Origin of the sequence: Streptomyces sp. NBC_01451, from assembly GCF_036227485.1 — a bacterium.
GTDB lineage: Bacteria > Actinomycetota > Actinomycetes > Streptomycetales > Streptomycetaceae > Streptomyces.
This window is the reverse complement of record NZ_CP109479.1, coordinates 8504750-8528817: the sequence shown is the minus strand read 5'-3', so window position 1 is coordinate 8528817 and position 24068 is coordinate 8504750. Positions and strand designations below refer to the sequence as shown.

Sequence of the window (24068 nt, the reverse complement as noted above, 5' to 3'; positions counted from 1 at the left end):
GGAAGCCATGCCCACCACGTCCGCCGCGAGCGCCCAGGGGCACCACCGCCACATGATCGCCGTCATCGTCCTGGTCCCCGCCCTGGTCGCGCTGGCGCTCTGGGCCTTCGCCTGGCCCGCCGCCCGCACCGCCCCCCGCGACCTGCCGCTCGGCGTGGCGGGCCCGGCCACCGCGGTGACACAGGTCGAACGGCAGCTGTCCGCCCACGAGGGCGCCTTCGAGATCCACCGCTACGCCGACGAGGCCGCCGCCCGGGCCGCCATCGAGAACCGGACCGTATACGGTGCCGTGGTCGTCACCGCCCAGGGCCCCGAGCTGCTCACCGCGTCGGCCGCGAGTCCCGTCGTCGCCCAGCTCCTCCAGCAGGCGGTGACCGAACAGACGGCGCGGTCCGGCGGATCCGACGCCCGGGCAAGGACCGTCGACGTGGTCCCCGCCGCCGCGAACGACCCTCGCGGCGCCGCCTTCGGCGCGAGCGTGCTGCCGCTGGCACTCGCCGGTGTGGCCGCCGGTGCCGTGGTCACCCTGCTCGGTCTGCGCGGAGTGCGGGCGGCCGGCGCGCTGCTCGCCGCCGCCGCGCTGGTCGGCGTCGTCGCCACCTCGCTCGCGCACAGCTGGCTCGGCGTGCTCACCGGCGACTGGTGGGCCGAGGCAGCCGCACTGGGGCTGACGACGCTGGCCGTGAGCGGCGCGGTCGCCGGACTCGCCGCGCTGCTGGGCACCGCGGGAATCGGCGTCGGCGGTCTGACCGTGGTCCTGCTCGGCAACCCGTTCTCCGGCGCTTCCAGCGCCCCGCAGCTGCTGCCCGACCCGGTCGGCACGATCGGCCAGTGGCTGCCGCCGGGCGCGGGCGCCTCCCTGCTCCGCTCGGTGTCGTTCTTCGACGGCGCGGCGGCCCTGGGGCCCGCCCTGACCCTGACCTGGTGGGCGGCGCTCGGCCTCGGCGCGGTACTGCTGGGCAGCGCGCTCAAGCGCCGCAGGGAGGACGGGAAAGGTGAGCCGGTGGGGGCAGCCACCGAGCGGGAGCCCGCTCTGCTGACCTGACCGCCGCCCGCGCCGGAAGCGGGCCCGGGCCCGGCCGGGTGCTCCCGCCGCACCGGATGGGGACACCCGGCCTTCTCGTGCCGCGCACCCTCGCCGGCCGGTCCGTCCGTCGGCTCAGCGCGCTCCGGACCCGCGATGCTCCGCCGCGATGCCGAACCTCTGCCGTTCGACGGGCGCGGCGGCGACCTCCCTGACACTGGAGACCGCGCTGACGACCTGTTCCTCCGCCGCGTCCAGTTCGTCGAGGCGCTCCAGGTCGGCCGCGGAGACCAGGGCGACGAGGGGCTTGCCGTGCCGCGTCACGACGACGCGCTCACCGCCGTACACCACCTTGTTGATCAGGTCGGCGAGTTCAGCCCTGGCTTGCGTCACCGGAATCTCGTAGGCCATGTGTTCCAGCCTAGAGCCTGCCCGGCGCATCGGGCCGCGGACGTCGGGCCGATCGGCGCCCGGTTCCCGGTCGGCGCCCGTACGTCCCCGGGCCCGGCGCCTCGGCGCGGAACCGCCACTCACCTCACCCTCGTCGCCGGACCGGCCGAGGCCCCGCCCACCCGGCCTCCACCCGAAGACGGCCCGGAATCCCCGTGGAACAGCCCGCTCCCCGGGGTTTTCGCCGTCAGCGAGCACCTCGCGGATCCCTCGCGCCAGCCTCTGTACGTCCTGTACATTTCTTACGGAAGCCACCGAGGAGGCGCGCGCCATGAAGGACACCGACGACCCGTCAGCCCGCTACGTCCTGCCCGAGTTCACCGAACGCACCAGCGCCGGGAGCCGGACACTCGATCCGTACTCGAAGCTCCTGGAGGAACGGATCGTCTTTCTCGGGACTCCGGTCGACGACACCTCGGCGAACGACGTGATGGCCCAGTTCATGCACCTCGAATACCTGGCACCCGACCGCGACATCTCGCTCTACATCAACTCCCCCGGCGGCTCGTTCAGCGCGATGACGGCGATCTACGACACGATGCAGTACGTCACCTGCGAGGTGGAGACGATCTGTCTGGGGCAGGCGGCCTCCGCCGCGGCGGTGCTGCTGGCGGCGGGTACGCCGGGCAAGCGCAGCGCGCTGCCGGGGGCCCGGGTGCTCATCCACCAGCCCTCGCTGGCCGAGCCGGTCCACGGGCAGGCGAGCGATCTCGCCATTCAGGCCCGGGAGTTGGGCCGGGTCCGTAACCTGCTGGAAGAACTGCTCGTACGGCACACCGGACAGAGCCCGGCGCAGGTCGCCGCCGACATCGAGCGGGACAAGATCCTCGATGCCCGAGCCGCCCTGGCGTACGGCCTGGTGGACCGGATCGTGCCCAGCCGCAAGTCGTCGTCCCCCGCCCCCGGCACGAGGTGAGCCGCCGATGCTTCCGCCCGAACTGCCTCCGCTGCCCGCCCTGACGCGCGCGGAGGGCGAGTTGATCGACCGTTACCTCGAAGTCGCCGATCTGCTCGGCCGTATCAACCCGGCCTACCACGGCGACACGTACCGCGGGCTGCGGGCCGCGCAGGCGCTGGTCGCCAAGGCGGTGGCGCTGCGGGACGCGCTGGAGCTGATGCATCAGCGGGGCGAGGCCGAGGTGCACGCCCATACGCTGGCGCGTGCGCTGCGCGTCCTCGACGGGGAGCGCCGCACGGCGCGCGTCACCGTTCCGCGTGAGCCCGCCAGTTGACCCGTCCGGGCGGCGGACGCGTGCCGGGCGGACCCGTGTGCGGCGGCGCCCGGGTGTCCGGAACGCGGCGGGAAGTGACTGCACCCCATCCCCCGTTTGGAGTAGTCGCCGGTCCCCCGAGCGGCCCGTTCGGCTTGCGCGACGCGCGTAGTTCGTGACCGAAACGAGACCGCTCAAGCGCTGGTCCGAGGGTGCGCGACCCCCTCGAAAGTCGTCCGGGAGTAAGGGTGTCCACCCGAATGGGTCAGCGGTGAGTAACACCACAAAGCCCCGATTCCATTGGGATTTTCCTACTTCCATGAGCCAAGATCCCTTCCTGACGACAAGCCCCCGCCACAAGCGGCGGGGCGATCCGGGCGGACGCCGAGTCCTGCCGCCGCCTGGATGACCGGTCGACAGATGTGCATCGGCAGGAGTGGAGGACCCAAGCACGACGGGTCGCCGGAACGGTCACGCCATGACCGGGCCGAGCAGCCCTTGGGGTGAAGCCGCGTCAGCGGCCGGGCAACTTCGCCAGCCCGAATCCGACAGGTCATCCTTCACAGGCGGCTGACGAAGGGTTGCGCATGTCTGCGCTCAATCGTGTCCCGTCGCTGATGACCCGTGCCGGTACGGCCTCGGCTCTCACCCTCGCCGCCGTCGGCGGCAGCCTGGTGATCCCCGGAGTCGCAACCGAAGCCGCGGCGATCGCCCCGTCGACGAAGGCACTTCAGATCGCGGCTTCGAAGAAGGGTTCGCCCTACAAGTACGGCGCCGCGGGACCGAAGAGGTTCGACTGCTCCGGTCTCACGCAGTATTCGTTCAAGAAGGCGGGCAAGTCCCTGCCTCGTACGGCAGCGGCCCAGTACAACAAGACCAAGCACATAGCCGCCAAGAGCCGCCGGGGCGGAGACCTGGTCTTCTTCCACTCGGGCTCGAACGTCTACCACGTGGGCATCTACGCCGGGAAGGGAAAGATCTGGCACTCCCCGAAGACCGGGGAAGTCGTGAAGCTCCAGAAGATCTGGACGAAGAGCGTCTGGTACGGCCGGGTCAGCTGACCTCCCCGGGGCGGGACGGCGGCCGTAGGCAGGCAGCCGTCCCGGCCCGGGACCCGTCACAGCGGCAGAAGCGACAGCGGTGGCTCCAGCAGGAGCAGCGCGCCGAGGCCCGTCAGCGCGGTGCCGGTGACCGCCTCGACGGCCCGGGCGGCCCGCGGCCGGCGCAGCCACCGGCCGAGCCGGTCCACCAGGAGCGCCACCGCAGGGAACCACACCAGGGCAAGCGCCACGATGATCAGCGCGAGCAGCAGCGTCCGGGGCAGCGCGGGAGCGCCCGCCGGCACGAACTGCGGCAGCAGACTCAGAAACGTGATGGGCGCCTTCGGATTGAGCGCGTTGGTGACGAATCCCTGCCGCCACGGACGTACGGCGGTCCGCGCCTCCTCGGCCACCGCCGCCCGAGGCCCGCGCAGCGACCACAGCGTCCGCGCCCCGAGGTACAACACGTAGGCCCCGCCCAGCAGTTGCAGTGCCCTGAAGAGCGCGGGCACCGCCGTGAGCACGGCTGCGACACCGGCGACGGCCAGCGCGGTGTGCAGGAGCAGCCCGCCGGTGATCCCCAGCGCGCAGGCGACCCCGGCCCGCCGGGAGACGAGGGCGTTGCGCACGACGACGGTGAAGTCGGCGCCCGGCATGGCGACCATGCCCGCGGCGACCCCGGTGAAGGCGATGAGCTGTGCGTCCATGGCGTCCAGCGTGCCCGGGGCAGGCCTTCAACAGGTATGTCGAATAACCTGGGTCTGCCTTAAGCAACCGTTAAGCCTCGATCATGGCCTCCCGTCCCGTTACCTGGAGCAGCCGGATGTACGACCCCACACGCCTCGCCGCTCTCGTGGCGGTCGCGGAGGCCGGGTCCATCACCCGCGCCGCCGAGCGCCTCGGCTACACGCCGCCCGCGCTCTCGCAGCAACTCGCCAAGCTGGAGCGGGAGACGGGCACCGCCCTGCTCGTACGGCATCACCGGGGCGCCCGGCTCACACCCGCGGGCGAGCTGCTGACGGCGCGCGCCCGCCGGGTGCTGGACGAGCTGGACCGCGCCCGGCACGAACTGGCCCGGCTCACCGGCCTGTCGGGCGGCGCGCTGCGGCTGGGCACCTTCCAGACGGCCGGTATCCAGCTGCTGCCGCCGGTACTGAGCGCGTTCCGCCGGGCCCATCCGGACGTGGAGCTGTCGGTCGCGGACTACGAACCGCCCGCCGGGGTGGCAGCCGTGGCCGCCGGGGAGGTCGATCTCGCGCTCACGCACACCTACGAACCGGCCGTACCCGCGCCGCTGCCCGCGTCGGTCACCGCCGAACCGGTCCTCGTCGAGGAGTTGGTCCTGGTGACCGCGCCCGGCCATGTGCTGGCGGGTGACACGTCACGGCTGCCCCTGGCCGGGCTGGCGGGCCAGCCGCTGATCAGCATGGCGCCGGACCATCCGCCCCGCCAGGGCGTGGAGGCGGCCCTCGCCCGGGCCGGTGCCACCCCGTCGGTGCTGGTGGCGACACCGGGGTACGCCCTGGTGTGCGCGCTGGTCAGCGCGGGGCTCGGGGTCGCGGTCGTACCGGAGATGGTCGCGCGCACGGCGGTCACACCGGTCGGGACCCGGCTGCTGGAACCGGGCGACCTCCGCCGGACGATCTCGGTCGTCCGACGCACCGGCGAGAGCGCGCCCGCGGCGGACGCCTTCCGCGCCCTGCTGCGGGGCGCGTTCGGCCGCGCGCACGGCGTCGGCCACGGCAGCGGGACGTAGGGCCGAACCGTTACGGCTCCTGCTGGCCGACCGCCGTCACCGGGGGCCTGGCCGGGACCGTCCACGGGAGTTCGATCGACACCGTCTTGCCGCCCTCGCGGGTGGGGTGGACGCGCAGTCTGCCGCCCGACTCCGCGGTCAGCCAGCGGATGATGACCATCCCGCGGCCGTTGTCCTGCTGCACGGCGGCGGGCAGACGTTTGGGGAAGCGCGGGTGACTGTCGGTCACGCCGATGCGCAGGTGTTCGTCACGGTCGAGGGCGACGTCCACCGTGAAGGTGGGTGACAACCCGAAGGTGTGCTGTACGGCGTTGGTGGCGAGTTCCGAGACGATCAGACGGATGCTGTCGGCTGCCTCGGTGTCACCCGGCAGGCCCCATTCCGCCAGCACGTTGGCCACATACGCACGGGCGGCGGAGACCGAGGCGGGATCGCTCGGCAGAGTGACGGATGCTTCCAGGTGATCTGCCATGGCGACGTCGTCCCTTTCCCACAGGACCGCGGCCCGACACGGAGCGGCTGGTTCGAGTACGGTCCCGGACTGGTGCTTCGCGCCAGACTGCCATTCCCGCGCGGGTCACGGGGTGCGATCCACCAAGATATGCATATATCTGTCGCTCGAAGCGGTGAACTCTGCGACCCCAGATCGTATTTGGGCGGCTCATTAGGAGTAAGGAGTGGCCCATGCAGTACGGTCCCGCGGTGCGCCGCCGAAAACTGGGCGCCGAACTGCGCGCGCTGCGTGCCAGGGCCGGGCTCACGAGCGGTGAGGCGGCCCGTCTGGTGGGCTGGCACCAGTCGAAGGTGAGCCGGATCGAGACGGGCGCGAGCGGGGTGAAGCCGGACGACGTCCGGTTACTTCTCGACGCGTACCAGGTCCCGGACAGCGAGTCGCGCGAGCTGCTGCTCGTGCTGGCGGGCGGCGAGCACGGCGGCCGGCACCACTGGTGGCATGCCTACCGTGGCGTACTGCCTCCCACCTACCGGGACTTCATCAGCCTGGAGTCGCAGGCCAGCACGATGCGCACCCTGGAGACCTCGGTGGTACCGGGGCTGCTGCAGACCCGCGAGTACGCCCGTGCGATGACCCGGGCCGCCGTGGACGGCCTGGAGGAAGCCCGGCTGGACGCGCTGGTCGAGGTGCGGCTGGCCCGGCAGGACGTACTGCGCTCGGATCCGCCGCTGGCGCTGAGCGCGGTCCTCGACGAGGCGGTGCTGCGCCGTGAAGTGGGCGGCCCGGAGGTGATGACGCGTCAGCTGGGACGCCTCATGGAAGCGGCCCGGCTGCCCCAGGTGCAACTCCAGATCCTGCCGTTCGCCGCAGGGGCATATATCGGCATCACCGGCCCTTTCGTTATCTTCTCCTTTCCGAGCACTTCTGACTTGGATGTGGTTGTTCTCGACCAGATGGTGAGTAGCCTCTATCTCGAACGGAAAGAAGACCTCCAGGCCTACAGCGAGGCCTTCAACACCCTTCAGATCCACGCCCTTTCGCCCGAGGACTCGTTGGATTTCATCGCCGGTCTGCATCACGGCGTGTAAGGAGGCACCATGTCAGCACTGCCTCGGAACGTACTGTCCGTCGTCGAACCGCCCGGTGCGCAATGGCTGCGCAGCAGCTACAGCACCGGCGCGAACAACTGTGTGGAGACGGCCCGTCCGGACACCGGAGTCCGGGCCGGACTGCTCGCCGTACGCGACTCCAAGAACGCGACGGGGCCCATCCTGCTCTTCTCTCCCGAGAGCTGGGAGGGTTTCCTCACCGCGCTCCGGTGATCGCCCCACGACGCACGGCCGCGGTTCGCCGACTCATGGTCGCGTGTCACTGATCACCCGCATCACCACGGATCCACAGTTCTACGGATCTACGGATCTACGGATCTACGGATCTACGGATCTACGGTCGGTTCTCGCCGATCACCTGTACCGCCCGCGCGATCTGTTCCTCGGCCAGGTCCGCGCGGGCGGTCAGCCGCAGCCGGGACACTCCGTCGGGCACGGACGGCGGGCGGAAGCAGCCCACACCCACTCCCGCGGCCCGGCAGTCGGCCGCCCACCGCACGGCCCCCTCCGGTGACGGGGCGCGCACGGAGACGACGGCCGCGTCCGGCCGCACCGCCGCCAGCCCCTGAGCCGTCAGCCGGGTGTACAGATCACGCGCCACCGCACGCGCCCGTGCGGCCCGTTCGGGCTCGCGGCGCAGCAGCCCGAGGGCCGCGAGGGCCGCGCCCGCCGCAGCGGGGGCGAGGCCGGTGTCGAAGATGAACGTACGGGCCGCGTTGACGAGGTGCTCGATCACCGGGGCCGGCCCCAGCACCGCACCCCCCTGGCTGCCGAGCGACTTGGACAGCGTGACCGTCACGACGACGTCCGGCGCGCCCGCCAGCCCGGCCGCGTACGCCGACCCCTGCCCGCCCTCACCCAGAACCCCCAGCCCGTGCGCGTCGTCGACGACCATCCCGGCGCCGAACTCCCGGCAGGCGGCGGCCAGTTCGGCCAGCGGTGCCGCGTCCCCGTCGACCGAGAAGACGGTGTCGGACACGGCCACGGCGGGCCCGGTGTGCGTGCCGAGAGCCTTGCGGACTGCGTCCGGGTCGGCATGCCCGACGACCTGGGTCGTGCCCCGGGCCAGGCGGCAGCCGTCGATCAGCGAGGCGTGGTTTCCCGCGTCCGAGACGACGAGGGAGCCGTGCGGTGCGAGCGCGGTGACCGCGGCGAGGTTGGCCGCGTAGCCGGAGGAGAAGACCAGGGCGGCCTCGAAACCGCAGAAGTCGGCCAGTTCGCGTTCGAGTTCCGCGTGCAGTTCGGTGCTGCCGGTGACGAGCCGCGAGCCGGTGGCGCCCCCGCCCCACCGCCGGGCGGCCCGCGCCGCGCCCTCGGTGACCTCGGGGTGGCGGGCCAGGCCGAGATAGTCGTTGCTCGCGAGGTCGAGGAGCGGGGAGTCGGCGGGGCGGGGCCGCAGGGTCCGCACGAGTCCCGCGCGGCGTCGCGCCTCGGCCTGCTCGTCGATCCAGCCGAACGCCATGGGTCGGTCCTCCCGCGCAGCTACACGTTTGTAGGCAGTGAACAGACCCTAGCTGGACCCTCTGACACCCCGGATGTGGCAATACCCACAGCGGGTTTTATCAAGCAAGGATAAAGACCACGTCAGAGGCCGTATCACGCCCTGGATCGAAGATCGTTCCTCACAGTCTGTCGAGCAATGCTCAAGACCTAACAGCACTGCTTGGTGGAGGGCAGGCCGGGCAGATAGGCGACAGGGCTGTTCGGGTCGAGGGCGAACGGCCAGAAGGAGAGGGTGAGGAGGAATCCGAAGAAGTGCGCCACCGGACGATGCCGAAAGCGCGTGACGCCAGCCAGAGCGTCCCGAGCGGTAACTCTCCGTGCTTGTCCGGTACGGGGAAGGCGCCGACTGACAGGGGCGCGAGCGCGTCGCACCAGCCCGGCTGCTCAACGCCGACCACGGCTCGGGTAGGCGGGGCGGCGGTCCGAAGGCCGCTCGGGCCCGGGGCCCCAGCGGGCCAGACCGAGCAGTTTTCGAGAAGTATCGGCGACTCGGCCGCCCTACCGTCGAGGACATGAACTCCATCGACTCCGTCACCCTTGAGGTGGCCGACACCACAGCCGCCGCCCGCTTCTACTCCACCGCATTCGGACTGGTCCCGCCGCCAGTGCGACTGCGTGCCTCCGAAGCCCCCACGACCGGCTTCCGCGGTTTCACCCTGTCGCTCGTGGTGTCCCAGCCGGGCAACGTCGACGCGCTTGTCGGCGCCGCCCTCAACGCCGGCGCCACCGCCCTCAAGCCCACCTCGAAGTCCCTGTGGGGCTACGGCGGCGTCGTTCAGTCCCCGGACGGCACGATCTGGAAGATCGCGACATCGGCGAAGAAGGACACGGGCCCGGTCACCCGGGACTTCGACGAGCTCGTGCTCCTGCTGGGCGTCGAGGACGTGAAGGCCAGCAAGCAGTTCTACATCGAACAGGGTCTCACTGTGGGAAAGAGCTTCGGCGGCAAGTACGTCGAGTTCGCCACCGGGCCGGGCCCCGTCAAGTTGGCTCTGTACAAGCGCCGCGCCCTCGCCAAGGACGCGGGTGTCCCCGCCGTCGGCACCGGATCGCACCGGCTGGTGCTCTCCAGCGACGCCGACCCGTTCAGCGACCCGGACGGGTTCCTCTGGGAAACCATGACTCCTCTGACCGTCACCGCCTGACCCGAGTGACCTCCGATTACAGGACGGCACTTACAGAGGAGGCCCCCCTATGGCCTACGGCTGCATCGCATCGCCGAAGACCCGGACTGGTCCCCGCGCCGCCGACGGCCGGACGAAAGGGATTTCACCACGGCGGGGCGGCCGACATCCCTGAGGACCGCGCTATCCACAGAGCCGCGCGCACAGGATCCGACAGCACTCGCATATCTGCGGGCCGGACAAATTCATGGCCCACGTCGCCAACCAGACGGCCACGGCGGGCCGGCACGCCAACCAGCTCCACCTGGAACGCTGCACCCAGGCCGCCCGCGAACCCGACCCCGTGACCAATAGCGACTTCCGCGTCCGCGTCACCGGCTTCAAGTCTCTTCGGCGATGCACGGCGGCCCGCGGTCAAGGCCTCGCGCTGCAGACGCGGACCCTGCGCGATCTTGGTGGTTAATTCCAACTGCCCTGCTTTGGAGCCGAGTTGGCGGGCGTCGTGATGACTGGCGGAGTCGGTCGTGGGTCTGCCCGTGCGCCAGGGGTAGCAGCGCGACGAGCAGGCCGTGGACCATGAGCGCTGGTCATCACTCGTGGGTCTTCTCGGATCGGAGCGTGTCGTGTCGGTGCAGCCTTGGCCTCAGCCGGATCCGCAGATGGTGGCGACGGTCCGGATGACGCACTCGGGCAGACGGGAGGCCCCGCTGGCGGTGCAGGTCCGCGACCGGCTGGGCGAGCTGTTCCCGGACGCCGCCTACGCCGACGGGTTCGGGCGGGCGGGCAAGCCGGGCTGGTCGCCGGGCCGGCTCGCACTGGTCAGGGTGCTGCAGAAGGCCACGAACCTCACCGACCGGCAGGCCGCGGACGAGGTCCGGGAGAACCTGTCCTGGAAGTACACGCTCGGCCTGGCCCTGGAGGATCCGGTCTTCGACCACAGCGTGCTGTCGGAGTTCCGCTCCCGTGTCGTCGCCCACGGCATGGAGGAGCGGGGGCTGGAGCGGCTGCGCGAGCTGGGACTGGTAGCGGCAGGTGACAACCAGCGCACCGACTGTACGCGGCAACGCCGAGCAGAACGACTAGGACGAACAGCCGAGCGCGCCCGCCGCACGGACATTCTCCAGCGCGCCGAGAACGAGTTCGACCCCATCCCCTTCGACGCGGAAGCCGCCCGCATCCACGGCCGCGTCCGCGCCGCCGTCATCAGCACAGGACGCCAACCTCGGCGCCGCATCGCCGACCTGATGATCGCCTCCATCGCCGTCGCGGAAGACCTGCCCCTGTTCACCACCGACCCGGACGACTTCAAGGGCCTGGACGACCTGCTCACCGTGGTCCCCGTCACCCGCCCGAAGGTGCTGCACGACCGGTAGGCCGCCACGGCACCAACCGCTCACGCCCTCCGTGAGCCGGAGTGGGCGGCATGCCAGACCTCCCAGACCTCGGCACGGAGCCGCCCCCGGCACGGCACATCCATGCCCCGCTCGCGGCCCCAGGCCCGTACCTCGGCCACACTCGCCCCCACAGCCACCGGCTGTGGGGGCCGACCCGCCGGGCGGTCACCGAGGGCGGCGGACCGGTCGGGAAGGCGAAGGGGGTCCGGTTCCTCCGGATGGAGAACGGGGCCGCCGTGTTCGAGGTCGGGTCGGGCTCCTACCGCTTCGGCGTCCGCGCCTCTCACAAGTAGACCGCTGCGGCGCGAGGTCCGACCGGGACCTCGCGCCGCAGCGGAAGCGGGCGACTTGGCCGTGGTCAGCCCCTGCTGCTCTCCCGACACCGGCCAGGCCGAGGTCCTCACCGGCACACCGTCCGCCTGACCGAGGGGCGATGCGTCGGAGCCGTGTGCCGAGCGGCGTCGGCGTCCGGCGCGCAGACTGTTCGACGAAGCACAAGCGGCACGGTGTGAACGTGCAGGTCATCACGGACCCGGCCGGTCGCACGCTGTGGCTCTCACCCGCCCTGCCCGGCCGCACACCCGACCTGACCGCCGCCCGCACCCACAGGATCATCAGAATCGGCGAGCGCCAAGGCGTCCCCGTCCTCGCCGACATGGCCTACATCGGCGCGGGCCAGTGGGTCACCACCCCCAAACGCCGACCGCCCCAAGGCGAACTCACCACGACCGAGCGGACGGTCAACCGGGCGCTGTCCGCCGCTCGCGTACCTGTCGAACGAGGAATCGCCCGCCTCAAATCCTGGCGAATCTTCCGCAGAGCCCGATGCGGCCCGAACCGCATGACGTCAATCGCCCAGGCCGTCCTCGCCCTGGAGCGGCACCGCTGAAAACCCTCAATCACTCGATTTCGAGGGGGCACCCGTCCAGTACGCTGCGGAGCGCGATTGTCGCGTCCATGGCCTGTTCGCTCATGACCCTGTCGTGCGTCTCGCGGTCCCCCACGGACGGAGCGTGAGGGATGTCGAGAGCTTCTGGAACAGCCCGCACCACGTCACGGACGGCACTTGAGGGAACAGCCCCTTCGGGGGTGTTGTAGGAACCCTCCATACTGATCCGCTGACCCTTTCGTCTCACACATGTCTCTCACCAAATCGGCGGTGAGATGCGGACTTTGGGCCTCTGACCCGGTCTTCCATGCTCTCTGTTGACCCTGCGTACCGGGGCGGACGTGTTACATACCCCACACGTCGAAGCGCCTCTGTTGTACGAACCCTCCTTTCCCTCAGCCGGTCGGATACGTCAGGATCGGCTTCCATGGACCTGCTGACGACGCTGGTGGACAAGGGGCTGCGGCGCGAGCTGCCGACCCGCGAAGAGGCGCTGGCCGTGCTGGCCACGTCCGACGACGATCTCCTCGATGTGGTGGCCGCGGCCGGGAAGGTGCGCCGGCACTGGTTCGGGCGGCGGGTGAAGCTCAACTATCTGGTCAACCTGAAGTCGGGCCTGTGCCCGGAGGACTGTTCCTACTGTTCGCAGCGCCTCGGCTCCACCACCGGCATCCTGAAGTACACCTGGCTCAAGCCGGACGAGGCGTCGAAGGCCGCGGCGGCCGGACTGGCCGGGGGTGCCAAGCGGGTCTGCCTGGTGGCGTCCGGGCGCGGTCCGACGGACCGGGACGTGGACCGGGTGGCCGGCACGATCAAGGCGATCAAGGACCAGAACGAGGGCGTCGAGGTGTGCGCCTGCCTGGGCCTTCTCTCCGACGGCCAGGCGGAGCGGCTGCGCGAGGCCGGGGCGGACGCCTACAACCACAACCTGAACACGTCCGAGGCCACCTACGGCGGCATCACCACCACCCACACCTACGAGGACCGGGTCGACACCGTCCAGAAGGCCCACGCGGCCGGACTGTCCGCCTGCTCGGGCCTGATCGCGGGCATGGGCGAGAGCGACGCGGACCTCGTCGACGTCGTCTTCTCGCTCCGTGAGCTCGACCCGGACTCGGTTCCGGTCAACTTCCTCATCCCGGTCGAGGGCACCCCGCTGGCCAAGGAGTGGAACCTCACCCCCCAGCGGTGCCTGCGCATCCTGGCGATGGTCCGGTTCGTGTGCCCGGACGCGGAGGTGCGTATCGCGGGCGGTCGTGAGGTCCATCTGCGGTCGATGCAGCCGCTCGCCCTGAACCTCGCCAACTCGATCTTCCTCGGCGACTACCTCACCACGGAGGGCCAGGCCGGCCAGGCCGACCTCGACATGATCGCCGACGCCGGTTTCGAGATCGAGGGCACCGACCAGGTGACGCTGCCGGAACACCGGGCGGCGGTGCGTGGCGGATGCGGGTCCCACGAGTCCGCGGGCGACGGCTGCGGGTCGCACGAGGGCGGCGGTGTCTGCGGTACGGCCGCCCCCGCCGCACCGACGGTGAGCGAACCCCGTACGGACCTGGTCACCGTACGCCGCCGAGGTGCCGGGACGGACCTCGCGCCCAATGCCTGACACCCTGCCCCTGCCCGACCTGCTGGACCTGGACCGGCGTCACGTCTGGCATCCGTACGGGCCGATGCCCGGCCGGGTCGAACCGCTCGTCGTGGAGTCGGCGAGCGGGGTGCGGCTGCGGCTGGCGGGCGGGGCGGGTGAACTGGTCGACGGGATGTCGTCCTGGTGGTCGGCGATCCACGGCTACAACCACCCGGTGCTCAACGAGGCGGCGCGCGAGCAGCTGTCGCGGATGAGCCACGTCATGTTCGGCGGGCTCACCCACGAGCCCGCCGTACGGCTGGCAAAGCTCCTTGTCGACTTGTCGCCGGAGGGGCTTGAGCATGTCTTCCTCGCCGACTCGGGGTCGGTGTCGGTCGAGGTCGCGGTCAAGATGTGTCTGCAGTACTGGCGTTCGGTGGGCCGTCCGGCGAAACAGCGTCTACTGACCTGGCGCGGCGGTTATCACGGCGACACCTGGCAGCCGATGTCCGTGTGCGATCCCGAGGGCGGCATGCACGAGCTCTGGCAGGGCGTCCTGCCCCGCCAGGTGTTCACGGACGCGCCTCCCACGGAGTACGAGGAGTCGTACGCCGACCGGCTGCGCTCGACGATCGAACGGCACGCCGACGAACTGGCCGCCGTGATCGTCGAACCGGTGGTGCAGGGCGCGGGCGGGATGCGGTTCCACTCCCCCGCCTATCTGCGGGTGCTGCGCGAGGCGTGCGACGCGTACGGCGTGCTGCTCGTGTTCGACGAGATCGCGACCGGGTTCGGGCGCACGGGCGCGCTGTTCGCGGCGGAGCACGCGGCGGTGACCCCGGATGTGATGTGCGTGGGCAAGGCGCTGACCGGCGGCTACCTGACGATGGCGGCGACGCTGTGCACGCCACGGGTGGCCGACGGCATCTCGCGCGGCGAGGTCCCGGTACTCGCCCACGGCCCGACCTTCATGGGCAACCCCCTTGCCGCGGCTGTCGCCTGTGCCTCGATCGGGCTGCTGCTCGACCAGGACTGGCGGGCGGAGGTCAAACGGATCGAGGCCGGACTGCGGGACGGACTCGCCGGGGCGGCGGACCTTCCCGGCGTCCGGGACGTACGCGTGCTGGGTGCGATCGGGGTGGTCCAGCTCGACCACGAGGTGGACATGGCGGCGGCCACGGCGGCGGCCGTGCGCGAGGGCGTCTGGCTGCGGCCGTTCCGCGACCTCGTCTACACCATGCCGCCGTACGTCACCGGCGACGCCGACGTGGCCCGGATCGCGCGCGCGGTGTGCGCGGCGGCCGAGGAGGGATGAGCATGCCGATCCTGGTGATCACGGGGACGGGCACGGAGGTCGGCAAGACGGTCACGACGGCCGCCGTCGCCGCCACCACCCTCGCCGCGGGCCGCACGGTGGCCGTGCTCAAGCCCGCCCAGACGGGGGTACGTCCGGACGAGCGCGGCGACGCCGACGAGGTCGCGCGGCTCGCGGGCGCTGTACGGACCCTCGAACTCGCCCGTTTTCCGGACCCGTTGGCCCCCGCGACCGCTGCCCGCCGGGCCTCGCTGCCACCGGTAGGGCCGGCCGAGGTGGCGGAGGCCGCCGCGAAACTGGCCGCCGAGTACGACGTGGTCCTGGTGGAGGGCGCGGGCGGACTGCTCGTGCGCTTCGACGAGGAGGGAGGAACCCTGGCGGACGCGGCCCAACTGCTCGGCGCTCCGGTACTGGTTGTCGCTTCGGCCGGTCTGGGCACCCTGAACGCGACAGAACTGACGGCTCGTGAACTGTCCCGCAGGGGCGTCCACTTGACGGGCGTCGTCATCGGAAGCTGGCCCGACTCCCCCGATCTGGCGGCCCGTTGCAACGTGGCCGACCTGCCGGTGGTCGCCGGGGCACCCCTGCTGGGGGCACTGCCGGAGGGGAGCGGGACGCTGCCCCCGGCCGACTTCCGCGCGACGGCGGCGAGTTGGCTGGCCCCGACGCTGGGCGGAACGTGGGACGCGTCGGACTTCCGGTCGCGAGTCCTCTAGGGGCGCGGGGGAACCGCGCGACGGGCCCCGGGGGCGGCGAAGCCGACTCACAGCCCCTCCTGCCCGAGCAACCGCACCAGTTCGATCCGGGACCGAATCCCCAACCGCGAGAACACCCCCCGCAGATGGTGATCGATCGTGCGCGGACTCAACGCCAGCCGAACGGCGATCTCCCGATTGGTCGCCCCCTCCGCCGCCATCCGCGCCACCATCAACTGCTGCGCCGTGAGACGAGCGGTGAGATCCGCCGACGCCGACGTGACGGTCACCGGCGCCCCCAGCGCCCGAAGTTCCGCCCGTGCCTGCGTCGCACAGTGCGGCGCCCCGAACGTCTCGAACGCCTCCAGGGCGCTGTGCAGCCGGTCGCGCGCCTCGGTCCGCCGCCGGAGCCGACGCAACGCGCTGCCGAACAACAGCTCCGTACGGGCGCGTTCGAAGTCGCGCGTGCCGTGGCCGTGCAGGTCGAGCGCCGTGCGGTAGTGATCGACCGCTTCTCCGCCGGGGGCGAGCAGGGCGCGGCAGCGGGCGCTGAGGGCCAGGTCGTCGGGGCTGCGGACGGCGGTGGCCCAGCGGTCGTAGTCGGCGTGGGCGGCCTGTGCGACGCGGGTGTCGCCGGTGCGGACGGCGGCCTCGACGTAGTGCGGGGTGGCCAGGTGCCGGATGGCCCGGTGGCCGTGACCGGGGCCGAATCCGGCGAGGGCGCGCAGCCGGGCTGCCGCGCTCTCGAAGCGGCCGGTGGAGAGGTCGAGGAAGGCGAGCGCCCACAGGGCGAGCGCGGCGGGCAGGCCCAGGCCGTGGGCGCGGGCGTGGGTACGGGCGGCCTCGGCGCGTTCCCGGCAGACCTCGCCGTCGCCGGTCACGGCCGCGAACATGGCGAGGGCGGCCTGCAGATGACAGGCGCCGTTGTCCTGGCCGGTGGCGTACGCCTGCCAGAGTGCGTCGGCCGCGGCGGCCTCGGCGGCGCGTGGGCGTCCGGTCCAGAAGTCGGCGTAGGCCCGGAACTCCAAGGCCTGCGGGACGGTCACCGTCTCGCCCCGGGCGCGGGCGGAGGCGGCGGCCCGTACGGTGGCGCGTTCGGCTCCGGAGTGGTCACCGAGGAGCAGCGCGGCGATGCCGGAGTGGATGAGCAGGGTGGGGTCGCCACCGGGACCGCAGCGCCCGGCGGCGGCCTTCAGGAGGTTGCGGGCGTCCTCGTAGCGTCCCTCGACGGCGGCGGCGAGTCCCGCGAGGGTGCCGGGCGGGATGATGCCGAGCCGTGCGGCCACGGTGGCCGCCTCCCGGCAGCGGCGGAGGTCGCCGGTGTAGACGGCCGCCTCGGTGGCACGTGCCAACAGGTGCACGGCGACATCCAGGGCGGGGTTCGGGACGCTGCGCGACGACTGTGAGTCCGGGTGCGGATACCGGGTCGCGTACGGATACGCGTAGGGGTCGTCCGGTGCGGCGCATCGTTCGGGCGGGCCGGAGCTGGGCCCCTGATCGGCGGCGGAACGATTCAGCACGCGCGCTCCGATCCCCGCGTTCCCCTGCTCCAGCGCGGCCCTCGCATGCCGGACCGCTGCCGTCAGCAGTGAGTCGAAGGCCTCCGTCGCGTTGCCCGAGCGCAGGGCCAACATGCCGTTGAGCGCGCTCTCGTCCGAGGACGCCACCAGACCGCGGGCCCGGTCCCCGTCACCGCGGTGCCAGGCGTCGGCGGCGGCCCTGGAGAGCAGCCGGGACCGTTCACGCGGGTCGGGCGTCAGGGCGGCGGCGCGCTCGCCGAGGGCGCCGGCCAGGAGGTGGTCGCCCAGTGCACGGGCCTCGTGCGCGGCGGCGCCCAGTTCGGCGGCGAGCCGTGCGCTGGGGCCGAGGGCGCCGGCGCCCCGGTGCCAGGAGCGCCGGGGCGTCTCACCGTCGCCGTGCAGGACGCGGGCCAGCAGCCGGTGCATGTCGCGCCGGTCCGCCGAGGATCCGGACTCGTAGGCCGCGATGCGCGTCCACGCGTCGCGGAAGACGACTCCGGTCGCCGTCGCGTGGGCGATCCCGGCCGCCTCCGCGGCTTCGAGGGACCCGGTGTCGAGGTGGGCCGCGGCGACCGCGCGCAGGAAGGCGTGGGTCTGCACCGGGTACTGGTCGGCCGCCGCGAGGAGCAGCAGCAGCCGGGTGTCACCGGGCAGGGCACGGATCGCCCGGCGGTGCGCCCGCAGCAGTTCGGGGGCGAGCGCGGCGGGGTCCGCCGGGAGCGGGTCGAGCCCGGCCGCCTGCCGTTCGGTGAGGAGCGGTACGAGTTCGGCGGCGGCGCGCGGATCGCCGTACGCGGCACAGAGGACGCGCACGCGGACGCCTTCGGGAAGCGGCGGGCCGAGCTGCTGCCACGCGTCCGGGAGCTGCGGTGGCGAAATGCGCGGGAGAGGCGGGGGATTCACCGAGGTCACCACACCACTCACGTTACTGGCGAGTTACAAGGCACGTAAAGACCGGCGATTTCACCGATGCGGCGCGCGTAGACCCGGCCTGACACTCCAGCCAACCCCACCCATATCAGGAGGCACCATGCAGCGCCGTATGCGACGCATCACAGCAGCCGTCTCGGCCGTCGTGTCCTCGATGCTCCTGTCCCTCTCGCTCTCCGCGGCTCCCGCCCAGGCCGCCACCCACAATCCGGTCGTCTTCGTGCACGGCATCAGCAGCTCGTCGAGCAGCTGGAACGACTGGGTCGCCGACTTCAAGGCCGACGGCTACACGGCCTCCGAGCTGGACGCCTGGTCGTACTCCTGGTCCCAGTCCAACGTCACGACGGCCCAGCAACTGGCCACCGAGGTCAAGAGAGTTCTGGCCGCAACGGGCGCCTCGAAGGTCGACCTCGTCGTCCACTCCATGGGCACGCTCAGCGCTCGCTACTACCTCAAGAACCTCGGCGGAACGGCGTACGTCGACGACTTCGTCTCCACCGCGGGCACCAACCACGGTACGACGGTCGCCTCGTGGTGTGCGTGGCTGTACACCTCGTGCTCCGAGATGTACACGGGAAGTTCGTTCCTCACCGCGCTGAACTCGGGCGACGAGACACCGGGCAGTGTGTCGTACGCCAGTTACTGGTCCAACTGCGACGAGGCGCTCACCCCGGACACGACCGCGATCCTGAGCGGAGCCACGAACGTGGAGGTCGGCTGCATCTCGCACGACGAGATGAACAACGACTACGGCGTCTACACGCAGGTCCGCAACTTCATCGCCTGATTCCGCCGGACACGGCCTGATCCCGCCGGTTCCCGGCGGGAGGGAGGGTGCGCGGGCCCCGCAAGGGGGACAATCGCGGTGAGGCCGTTCCTCCTCGGGAGGTCCCCATGCCGCTACGGTCCACCGCAGGCTCCGGCAAGGTGCCGCGGGGCCCCGTGCACCATCCGCTGTTCGCCCGCTACTACGCCCGGTTCAGTGTGGCCGCCGAGACCGGCATCGGCCTGGGCGCGCTGCGGCACCGGCTGCTCGCCGGACTCTCCGGGCGGGTGATCGAGATCGGCGCCGGCAACGGTCTGAACTTCGCGCACTATCCGGTCACCGTCTCGGAGGTCGTCGCGATCGAACCCGAGCGTCTGCTGCGGCAGTTGGCCGTGGAGGCGGCGATGCGTTCGGAGGTGCCCGTCCCCGTCGATGTGGCGCCGGGCGTGGCGGAGGCGCTGCCGGTGAAGAGCGAGGCCTTCGACGCGGTCGTGCTCTCGCTGGTGCTGTGCGGCGTCCGGGACGTGTCCCGGGCGCTCGGTGAGGCACGGCGGGTACTGCGTCCCGGCGGCGAGGTGCGGTTCCTTGAGCACGGCGTCGGGGGCGGCCCCGCGATGCGGTTCACTCAGCGCGCCCTCGACCGCACGGTGTGGCCCGCGCTCGCCGGCGGCTGCCGTACGGCCCGGGACCCGATCGCCGCGCTACGGGACGCCGGGTTCGAACTCGGCCCGTACCGGCGGCTGTTGCTGCCGGAGAAGGGACCGCGGCTGCCCGTCTCGTACTGCGTGCTGGGCAGCGCGTGGCGTCCCCTCCAGCCGGAGAAGGAGCCCCAGCCGGAGAAGGTGCCCGGGCCGGAGCAGGCGCCGGGCGCCTCATAGGCTCCACTGGCGCAGTTCGTGCGCGATGTCGTGCACCGAGGCGTTGCCCGTCTTCACCAGCCGGGCCAGGTCGCGCACCTGCTCGGGCGAGGTGACGACCTTGACCCCGCTGGCGATGAGATAGGCGTAGGCGACCGCGGACGCGAACAGCGCGTTGGAGCGCTCCAGCGCGGGCACGTGCAGCAGGAGCTGGAGCAGGGCGGCGGCCCGGGCGTGCGGGTTGTCGTAGACGGGGATGTCGAATATCTCGGCCTCGTGGCGGGCGACGGCGGCGACCAGGGCGCCCCAGTCGGATACCTGGGGGTCTCCGGGCGTCTTCCGTTCGGCGATCATGAGGAGCCAGGCGAGGTCGATCCTGAGGTTGCCGGAGTTATCCAAGGGGTCGGTGACGACCTTCGCGCTTGCCTTCACGATCCGTGCCGAACTCTTCGGCGAAGACCGACTCGTACTGCTTCATGAAGTCGGCGGCGGCCTCGACGAAGGTGTGGCCCGCCTCGCCGGTGTCCTGCTGGACCAGCTCTTCTATGTAGCGGTTGACGCTCATTCCGCGGGCCAGAGCCCTTTCCCGCGCCGCGCGGGCGGTGCCCTCGTCCACCCGGACGTTCAGCTGAGTCTTAGCCATACCTCGAAGCTAGCGCGCAAGTGCTAGCACCGGCAAGGGCGCCCAGGATCGAAAAGGGATACCGGGTGTGCGCCTGGTCACACTACGCTCGGCCGGGACAAGGAACGAGGGACGTCGGCACGACATCGGGACGGCCACGACCGGCACGCCAGCGAAGGAGGCAGCCTTGTCCACACCTGCTGCGGAGCACGCCCCGGGGCACTCGGAGGCAGACGGGACCGCGGCCCGCGCCCGCGCGCTGACCAAGGCGTACGGCTCGGGCGAGACGGCCGTGCTCGCCCTCGACTCGGTCGACGTGGACATCGCGCGCGGGAGCTTCACCGCGGTCATGGGGCCGTCGGGGTCGGGCAAGTCCACGCTGATGCACTGTCTGGCGGGGCTCGACACCGTGTCCGCGGGGCAGGTGTGGCTCGGGGACACGGAGATCACGGGGCTCAAGGACCGCGAACTGACCCGGCTGCGGCGGGACCGGATCGGGTTCATGTTCCAGTCGTTCAACCTGATCCCGACCCTGAACGCCGTCGAGAACATCACCCTGCCGATGGACATCGCGGGCCAGAAGCCCGACCCGAAGTGGCTTGACCAGGTCATCGACACGCTGGGGCTGCGCGACCGGCTGAAGCACCGGCCGGCCCAGCTCTCCGGCGGGCAGCAGCAGCGCGTGGCCTGTGCCCGGGCGCTCGCCTCGCGCCCCGAGCTGATCTTCGCGGACGAACCGACCGGCAACCTCGACTCGCGTGCCGGGCTCGAAGTCCTCGGCTTCCTGCGCGAGGCCGTCGACGACCTCGGCCAGACGGTCGTCATGGTGACCCACGACCCGGGCGCCGCCGCCCACTCCGACCTGGTGCTCTTCCTCGCCGACGGCCGGATCGTGGACGAGATGCCCCGGCCCACCGCGGAGGCGGTCCTGGAGCGCATGCGTCTCTTCTCCGGCGGACCGGGGCAGGGACAGGCCCCGGCGACCTCCACCGGCGCTCCCGACGACTCCGACACCCCCTCCCTCACCAAGCCCACCGACGAGGACTGACACCCCGTGCTGAAGGCAACGCTCAGGAGTTTCCTCGCCCACAAGGGCAGACTGCTGCTCTCCGCGCTGGCCGTCGTCCTGTCCGTGGCGTTCGTCGCGGGCAGCCTGATCTTCTCCGACACGGTCACCCGTACCTTCGACCGGCTCTTCGCCTCCACGTCCGCCGACGTCACGGTGAACCCCCGGAAGGACTTCGAGTCGTCGGTGCCGTCCGGCGAGGTCCTCACCCTGCCCTCCTCGCTGGCCGGGCGTGTCGCCGGCGTCGCCGGCGTCGAGGACGCCCACGCGGACGTGTCCGTCAACAACCTCACCGTCGTGGACGACCGGAACAAGTCGGTCTCGCCGACCTCGGGCGCCCCCACCATCGCCACCGACTGGTACCTCACCGACCGCAGCCCCGTCGAACTCACCTCCGGCCACGTCCCGCGGGGCGACGGCGAGGCACTGCTGGACGCGGACACCGCCGACAGCAAGGACGTGGGGATCGGCGACACGCTCACCGTCCAGGCGCAGCCGGGGTCGTTCAGGGTCCGGATCGTCGGGATCGCCACCTTCACCACCACCAACCCGGGCGCGGCGCTGCTGTTCCTGGACCCGAAGACCGCGCCGACCATGCTGCTGGGTGCGCCGGACCGGGCCACGAGCATCTCGGTGACCGCCGTCGGCGGGGTGACCGACGCCGAGCTGAAGAGCCGCATCGCGAAGCAGATCGGCACCACCGACTACGAGTTGCAGACGGCCGCCGAGCAGGCCGAGTCCGCCGCGGACCAACTCGGCGGATTCCTCGACGTGATCAAGTACGTGATGCTGGGGTTCGCCGGGATCGCGGTGCTCGTCGGGGTCTTCCTGATCGTCAACACCTTCTCCATGCTGATCGCCCAGCGCACCCGCGAACTGGGCCTCTTGCGGGCGCTCGGCGCCGACCGGCGGCAGGTGCGCCGGTCCGTGCTGACGGAGGCGGTACTGCTCGGCCTGGTCGGTTCCACGCTCGGCCTCGCCGCCGGGATCGGGCTCGCGGCCGGGCTGATCCAGCTGATGAGCGCGTTCGGCATGAACCTCAGCTCGGCCGACATGGTGGTGGGCTGGGCGACCCCCGTGTCGTCGTACGCCGTCGGGCTCGGGGTCACGTTCCTGGCGGCCTACCTGCCGGCCCGGCGGGCCGCGGTGGTCTCCCCCATGGCCGCGCTCTCGGACGCCGAGATCGCGGGCGTGGGGCGGCCGTTGCGGGTCCGGGCGGTGGTCGGCGCGATCGTCGGGGCGCTCGGGGCCGCCGCGCTCGCGGGCTGTGCCACGGCCGGTCAGACATCGGCCGCCGCCTCCCTGCTGGGACTCGGCGTCGTCCTCACGCTCCTCGCGACGGTCATCGCGGGCCCGCTGCTGGTCCGGCCGGTCATCCAGGTCCTCGGCGGCGCGTTCCCGGCGGTCTTCGGTCCGGTCGGCATGATGAGCCAGCGCAACGCCCTGCGCAATCCCCGCCGTACGGGCGCCACGGCCGCCGCGCTGATGGTGGGCCTCGCCCTGGTCGGCGGGATGTCCGTGGCCAGCGCCTCGATGACCAAGTCCTTCGACGAGCAGATCGACCGGACGCTCGGCGCCGACTTCGTCGTGCAGAACGACAACTTCGTGCCGTTCTCCCGGGAGCTCACCGACAGGGTGCGGGCCACGGACGGTGTCGGTCTCGTCGTACGGCAGCGGTTCGTGCCGGTCGCGGTGCGGTTCCCGGACGGCAAGCGCCTGGAGACGACGGCCGCCGGGTACGACGCGCGGCTCGACGACGTCGCCCATGTCGCCTACGCGCAGGGTGACACGGCCGCGGCGCTCGCGGACGGCCACCTGGCGTTGTCCGCCGACTACGCCAAGGACCACGACGTACGGGTCGGCACGGTGCTGCCGGTGGAGTTCCCGGACGGCGGCCGGACCCAGCTGACGGTCGGCGCCCTCACCGACCAGGACAGCGCCGAGGGGTTCGGGACGCAGGGCGGCATCTACTTCGGGATCGCCGTCGCCGAGAAGTACGTGCCGGGCGGCCAGGACTCCGCGCTGTACGTCAACGCCTCGGACGGCACGAGCGCCGACACGCTGCGTCCCGCGCTGGAGCGGACGCTCACCCCGTATCCGCAGGTCAAGGCCCGCGACCAGGCCGACTACAAGGAACTGATCCGCAACCAGATCGCCGTACTGCTCTACCTCGTGTACGCGCTGCTGGGGCTCGCGATCGTCATCGCGGTGCTCGGCGTGGTCAACACCCTCGCCCTGTCGGTCGTGGAGCGCACTCGCGAGATCGGACTGCTGCGGGCCATCGGGCTGTCCCGGCGGCAGCTGCGCCGGATGATCCGGCTGGAGTCGGTGGTGATCGCCGTCTTCGGTGCGGTGCTCGGGCTCGGGCTGGGGCTGGTGTGGGGCGTGTGCATCCACCGGGTGCTGGCTCTCCAGGGCATGGAGGCGCTGGCGATTCCCTGGGGCACGATCGTCCTGGTCGTCGTGGGCTCGGCGCTGGTCGGCATCGTGGCCGCCCTGCTGCCCGCGCTGCGCGCGTCCCGGATGAACGTACTGGCGGCGATCGCGCACGACTGACACGACAGGACTGACACGACATGCGGGCGATGCGTGCAGTCGTGTCGCCGCCGATCGGGTTGTGCGTACGGCGTGGCGCGGGCCGGGAAGTGACTGCCGGTCAGCCGATTAAATACCTGGTCAGAGCTTTGTTGTTCGCGCCGGTAGCGGTCGGCCGTCCGCTCCCGGTTCCGCCGTGCGGGTCAGTCGGGCGGGTGGTTCGAGTGGTGGGGCGGGC

Annotated in this window: 24 protein-coding genes, 4 pseudogenes and 1 riboswitch; of the genes and pseudogenes, 20 read left to right on the top strand and 8 right to left on the bottom strand. The window is 71.6% G+C overall.

Annotated features, from left to right (window positions below; translation table 11 throughout):
- The first annotated feature begins 7 nt into the window (after positions 1 to 7).
- A complete protein-coding gene (locus OG595_RS37585) occupies positions 8 to 1045 on the top strand; it encodes an ABC transporter permease (RefSeq protein WP_329280043.1) in 1038 nt (345 codons plus the stop codon).
- A 114-nt stretch (positions 1046 to 1159) separates the two neighbouring features.
- Here OG595_RS37585 and OG595_RS37580 read toward each other — a convergent pair whose 3' ends face one another.
- Positions 1160 to 1435: a type II toxin-antitoxin system Phd/YefM family antitoxin gene (locus tag OG595_RS37580; protein WP_329280041.1), complete on the bottom strand. Its 276-nt coding sequence runs from the start codon at positions 1433 to 1435 to the stop codon at positions 1160 to 1162.
- A 310-nt stretch (positions 1436 to 1745) separates the two neighbouring features.
- On the opposite strand from OG595_RS37580, the gene OG595_RS37575 reads away from it, so the two are divergent.
- The 3 genes from OG595_RS37575 (at position 1746) to OG595_RS37565 (ending at position 3746) form a co-directional block, all read left to right on the top strand.
- Positions 1746 to 2390, top strand: a complete 645-nt coding sequence (locus OG595_RS37575; RefSeq protein WP_329280039.1) for an ATP-dependent Clp protease proteolytic subunit — start codon at positions 1746 to 1748, stop codon at positions 2388 to 2390.
- A gap of 7 nt (positions 2391 to 2397) precedes the next feature.
- A complete protein-coding gene (locus OG595_RS37570; RefSeq protein WP_006374491.1) occupies positions 2398 to 2706 on the top strand; it encodes a hypothetical protein in 309 nt (102 codons plus the stop codon).
- 383 nt (positions 2707 to 3089) lie between these two features.
- Positions 3090 to 3269: riboswitch (cyclic di-AMP (ydaO/yuaA leader) on the top strand.
- Between the two features lie 3 nt (positions 3270 to 3272).
- Positions 3273 to 3746 (top strand): C40 family peptidase, encoded by a 474-nt coding sequence (locus OG595_RS37565; RefSeq protein ID WP_329280034.1) that lies wholly within the window; start codon positions 3273 to 3275, stop codon positions 3744 to 3746.
- 56 nt (positions 3747 to 3802) lie between these two features.
- Here the strand turns inward: OG595_RS37565 and OG595_RS37560 are convergent, their stop codons facing one another.
- Positions 3803 to 4432: a LysE family translocator gene (locus OG595_RS37560; RefSeq protein WP_329280032.1), complete on the bottom strand. Its 630-nt coding sequence runs from the start codon at positions 4430 to 4432 to the stop codon at positions 3803 to 3805.
- 116 nt (positions 4433 to 4548) lie between these two features.
- Here OG595_RS37560 and OG595_RS37555 point away from each other — a divergent pair, with 116 nt between their 5' ends.
- The gene (locus OG595_RS37555; RefSeq protein WP_329280029.1) at positions 4549 to 5481 is read left to right on the top strand and encodes a LysR family transcriptional regulator; all 933 of its coding nucleotides are present in this window, start codon (positions 4549 to 4551) and stop codon (positions 5479 to 5481) included.
- A gap of 10 nt (positions 5482 to 5491) precedes the next feature.
- Here the strand turns inward: OG595_RS37555 and OG595_RS37550 are convergent, their stop codons facing one another.
- On the bottom strand, positions 5492 to 5953 hold the full coding sequence (locus tag OG595_RS37550) for an ATP-binding protein (RefSeq protein ID WP_329280027.1): 462 nt from the start codon (positions 5951 to 5953) through the stop codon (positions 5492 to 5494).
- A 212-nt stretch (positions 5954 to 6165) separates the two neighbouring features.
- Between OG595_RS37550 and OG595_RS37545 the strand changes: the two genes are divergently transcribed.
- Together OG595_RS37545 and OG595_RS37540 are read left to right on the top strand one after the other, a co-directional pair.
- Positions 6166 to 7023, top strand: a complete 858-nt coding sequence (locus OG595_RS37545; protein ID WP_329280025.1) for a helix-turn-helix domain-containing protein — start codon at positions 6166 to 6168, stop codon at positions 7021 to 7023.
- Positions 7024 to 7032: 9 nt separating this feature from the next.
- A complete protein-coding gene (locus OG595_RS37540) occupies positions 7033 to 7257 on the top strand; it encodes a DUF397 domain-containing protein (RefSeq protein WP_329280023.1) in 225 nt (74 codons plus the stop codon).
- Positions 7258 to 7378: 121 nt separating this feature from the next.
- Here the strand turns inward: OG595_RS37540 and OG595_RS37535 are convergent, their stop codons facing one another.
- Together OG595_RS37535 and OG595_RS37530 are read right to left on the bottom strand one after the other, a co-directional pair.
- On the bottom strand, positions 7379 to 8506 hold the full coding sequence (locus OG595_RS37535; RefSeq protein WP_329280021.1) for an 8-amino-7-oxononanoate synthase: 1128 nt from the start codon (positions 8504 to 8506) through the stop codon (positions 7379 to 7381).
- Between the two features lie 197 nt (positions 8507 to 8703).
- Positions 8704 to 8802 (bottom strand): annotated as a pseudogene (locus OG595_RS37530) (ECF transporter S component); the annotation flags it as partial.
- A 257-nt stretch (positions 8803 to 9059) separates the two neighbouring features.
- On the opposite strand from OG595_RS37530, the gene OG595_RS37525 reads away from it, so the two are divergent.
- The 9 genes and pseudogenes from OG595_RS37525 to bioD all read left to right on the top strand — a co-directional run bounded on the left by OG595_RS37525 (position 9060) and on the right by bioD (position 15555).
- Entirely contained in the window at positions 9060 to 9692 is a 633-nt protein-coding gene (locus OG595_RS37525; protein WP_329280019.1) for a glyoxalase, read from the top strand.
- Between the two features lie 226 nt (positions 9693 to 9918).
- Positions 9919 to 10134 carry a hypothetical protein gene (locus tag OG595_RS37520; RefSeq protein WP_329280017.1) on the top strand — a complete coding sequence of 72 codons (216 nt, stop codon included), beginning with the start codon at positions 9919 to 9921 and terminating at the stop codon, positions 10132 to 10134.
- A 196-nt stretch (positions 10135 to 10330) separates the two neighbouring features.
- Positions 10331 to 10645: pseudogene (locus tag OG595_RS45485) on the top strand (transposase); the annotation flags it as partial.
- A gap of 117 nt (positions 10646 to 10762) precedes the next feature.
- Positions 10763 to 11044 (top strand): annotated as a pseudogene (locus OG595_RS37510) (PIN domain-containing protein); the annotation flags it as partial.
- A gap of 50 nt (positions 11045 to 11094) precedes the next feature.
- The gene (locus OG595_RS37505) at positions 11095 to 11358 is read left to right on the top strand and encodes a hypothetical protein (protein WP_329280015.1); all 264 of its coding nucleotides are present in this window, start codon (positions 11095 to 11097) and stop codon (positions 11356 to 11358) included.
- A gap of 167 nt (positions 11359 to 11525) precedes the next feature.
- Positions 11526 to 11954 (top strand): annotated as a pseudogene (locus tag OG595_RS37500) (transposase family protein); the annotation flags it as partial.
- A 427-nt stretch (positions 11955 to 12381) separates the two neighbouring features.
- Positions 12382 to 13563: a biotin synthase BioB gene (gene bioB, locus OG595_RS37495; protein WP_329280013.1), complete on the top strand. Its 1182-nt coding sequence runs from the start codon at positions 12382 to 12384 to the stop codon at positions 13561 to 13563.
- The gene (locus OG595_RS37490; RefSeq protein ID WP_329280011.1) at positions 13556 to 14839 is read left to right on the top strand and encodes an adenosylmethionine--8-amino-7-oxononanoate transaminase; all 1284 of its coding nucleotides are present in this window, start codon (positions 13556 to 13558) and stop codon (positions 14837 to 14839) included. The genes bioB and OG595_RS37490 overlap by 8 nt, the downstream gene beginning before the upstream one ends.
- 2 nt (positions 14840 to 14841) lie before the next feature.
- Positions 14842 to 15555, top strand: a complete 714-nt coding sequence (gene bioD / locus OG595_RS37485) for a dethiobiotin synthase (protein WP_329283505.1) — start codon at positions 14842 to 14844, stop codon at positions 15553 to 15555.
- A 47-nt stretch (positions 15556 to 15602) separates the two neighbouring features.
- Here bioD and OG595_RS37480 read toward each other — a convergent pair whose 3' ends face one another.
- Positions 15603 to 17969: a helix-turn-helix transcriptional regulator gene (locus tag OG595_RS37480; RefSeq protein WP_329280009.1), complete on the bottom strand. Its 2367-nt coding sequence runs from the start codon at positions 17967 to 17969 to the stop codon at positions 15603 to 15605.
- Between the two features lie 115 nt (positions 17970 to 18084).
- Between OG595_RS37480 and OG595_RS37475 the strand changes: the two genes are divergently transcribed.
- Positions 18085 to 18771, top strand: coding sequence for an esterase/lipase family protein (locus tag OG595_RS37475; RefSeq protein WP_329280007.1), 687 nt, complete (start codon positions 18085 to 18087; stop codon positions 18769 to 18771).
- A 107-nt stretch (positions 18772 to 18878) separates the two neighbouring features.
- The gene (locus OG595_RS37470; protein WP_329280005.1) at positions 18879 to 19628 is read left to right on the top strand and encodes a class I SAM-dependent methyltransferase; all 750 of its coding nucleotides are present in this window, start codon (positions 18879 to 18881) and stop codon (positions 19626 to 19628) included.
- On the opposite strand, the gene OG595_RS37465 is transcribed toward OG595_RS37470, so the two are convergent.
- Positions 19623 to 19961 carry a fic family toxin-antitoxin system, toxin component gene (locus OG595_RS37465; RefSeq protein WP_329283504.1) on the bottom strand — a complete coding sequence of 113 codons (339 nt, stop codon included), beginning with the start codon at positions 19959 to 19961 and terminating at the stop codon, positions 19623 to 19625. The genes OG595_RS37470 and OG595_RS37465 overlap by 6 nt on opposite strands.
- A gap of 37 nt (positions 19962 to 19998) precedes the next feature.
- Positions 19999 to 20250 (bottom strand): toxin-antitoxin system HicB family antitoxin, encoded by a 252-nt coding sequence (locus tag OG595_RS37460; RefSeq protein WP_329280003.1) that lies wholly within the window; start codon positions 20248 to 20250, stop codon positions 19999 to 20001.
- A gap of 166 nt (positions 20251 to 20416) precedes the next feature.
- On the opposite strand from OG595_RS37460, the gene OG595_RS37455 reads away from it, so the two are divergent.
- Both OG595_RS37455 and OG595_RS37450 read left to right on the top strand, forming a co-directional pair.
- Complete coding sequence (locus tag OG595_RS37455) at positions 20417 to 21277, top strand: ABC transporter ATP-binding protein (RefSeq protein WP_329280000.1); 861 nt, start codon at positions 20417 to 20419, stop codon at positions 21275 to 21277.
- A 6-nt stretch (positions 21278 to 21283) separates the two neighbouring features.
- Positions 21284 to 23851, top strand: a complete 2568-nt coding sequence (locus OG595_RS37450) for an ABC transporter permease (protein WP_329279997.1) — start codon at positions 21284 to 21286, stop codon at positions 23849 to 23851.
- The last annotated feature ends 217 nt before the right edge of the window (positions 23852 to 24068 follow it).

Coding starts and splice junctions, on each gene's coding strand:
- OG595_RS37585 (WP_329280043.1), top strand. CDS start 8: ATGCCCACCACGTCCGCCGCGAGCGCCCAGGGGCACCACCGCCACATG.
- OG595_RS37580 (WP_329280041.1), bottom strand. CDS start 1,435: ATGGCCTACGAGATTCCGGTGACGCAAGCCAGGGCTGAACTCGCCGAC.
- OG595_RS37575 (WP_329280039.1), top strand. CDS start 1,746: ATGAAGGACACCGACGACCCGTCAGCCCGCTACGTCCTGCCCGAGTTC.
- OG595_RS37570 (WP_006374491.1), top strand. CDS start 2,398: ATGCTTCCGCCCGAACTGCCTCCGCTGCCCGCCCTGACGCGCGCGGAG.
- OG595_RS37565 (WP_329280034.1), top strand. CDS start 3,273: ATGTCTGCGCTCAATCGTGTCCCGTCGCTGATGACCCGTGCCGGTACG.
- OG595_RS37560 (WP_329280032.1), bottom strand. CDS start 4,432: ATGGACGCACAGCTCATCGCCTTCACCGGGGTCGCCGCGGGCATGGTC.
- OG595_RS37555 (WP_329280029.1), top strand. CDS start 4,549: ATGTACGACCCCACACGCCTCGCCGCTCTCGTGGCGGTCGCGGAGGCC.
- OG595_RS37550 (WP_329280027.1), bottom strand. CDS start 5,953: ATGGCAGATCACCTGGAAGCATCCGTCACTCTGCCGAGCGATCCCGCC.
- OG595_RS37545 (WP_329280025.1), top strand. CDS start 6,166: ATGCAGTACGGTCCCGCGGTGCGCCGCCGAAAACTGGGCGCCGAACTG.
- OG595_RS37540 (WP_329280023.1), top strand. CDS start 7,033: ATGTCAGCACTGCCTCGGAACGTACTGTCCGTCGTCGAACCGCCCGGT.
- OG595_RS37535 (WP_329280021.1), bottom strand. CDS start 8,506: ATGGCGTTCGGCTGGATCGACGAGCAGGCCGAGGCGCGACGCCGCGCG.
- OG595_RS37525 (WP_329280019.1), top strand. CDS start 9,060: ATGAACTCCATCGACTCCGTCACCCTTGAGGTGGCCGACACCACAGCC.
- OG595_RS37520 (WP_329280017.1), top strand. CDS start 9,919: ATGGCCCACGTCGCCAACCAGACGGCCACGGCGGGCCGGCACGCCAAC.
- OG595_RS37505 (WP_329280015.1), top strand. CDS start 11,095: ATGCCAGACCTCCCAGACCTCGGCACGGAGCCGCCCCCGGCACGGCAC.
- bioB (WP_329280013.1), top strand. CDS start 12,382: ATGGACCTGCTGACGACGCTGGTGGACAAGGGGCTGCGGCGCGAGCTG.
- OG595_RS37490 (WP_329280011.1), top strand. CDS start 13,556: ATGCCTGACACCCTGCCCCTGCCCGACCTGCTGGACCTGGACCGGCGT.
- bioD (WP_329283505.1), top strand. CDS start 14,842: ATGCCGATCCTGGTGATCACGGGGACGGGCACGGAGGTCGGCAAGACG.
- OG595_RS37475 (WP_329280007.1), top strand. CDS start 18,085: ATGCAGCGCCGTATGCGACGCATCACAGCAGCCGTCTCGGCCGTCGTG.
- OG595_RS37470 (WP_329280005.1), top strand. CDS start 18,879: ATGCCGCTACGGTCCACCGCAGGCTCCGGCAAGGTGCCGCGGGGCCCC.
- OG595_RS37465 (WP_329283504.1), bottom strand. CDS start 19,961: ATGATCGCCGAACGGAAGACGCCCGGAGACCCCCAGGTATCCGACTGG.
- OG595_RS37460 (WP_329280003.1), bottom strand. CDS start 20,250: ATGGCTAAGACTCAGCTGAACGTCCGGGTGGACGAGGGCACCGCCCGC.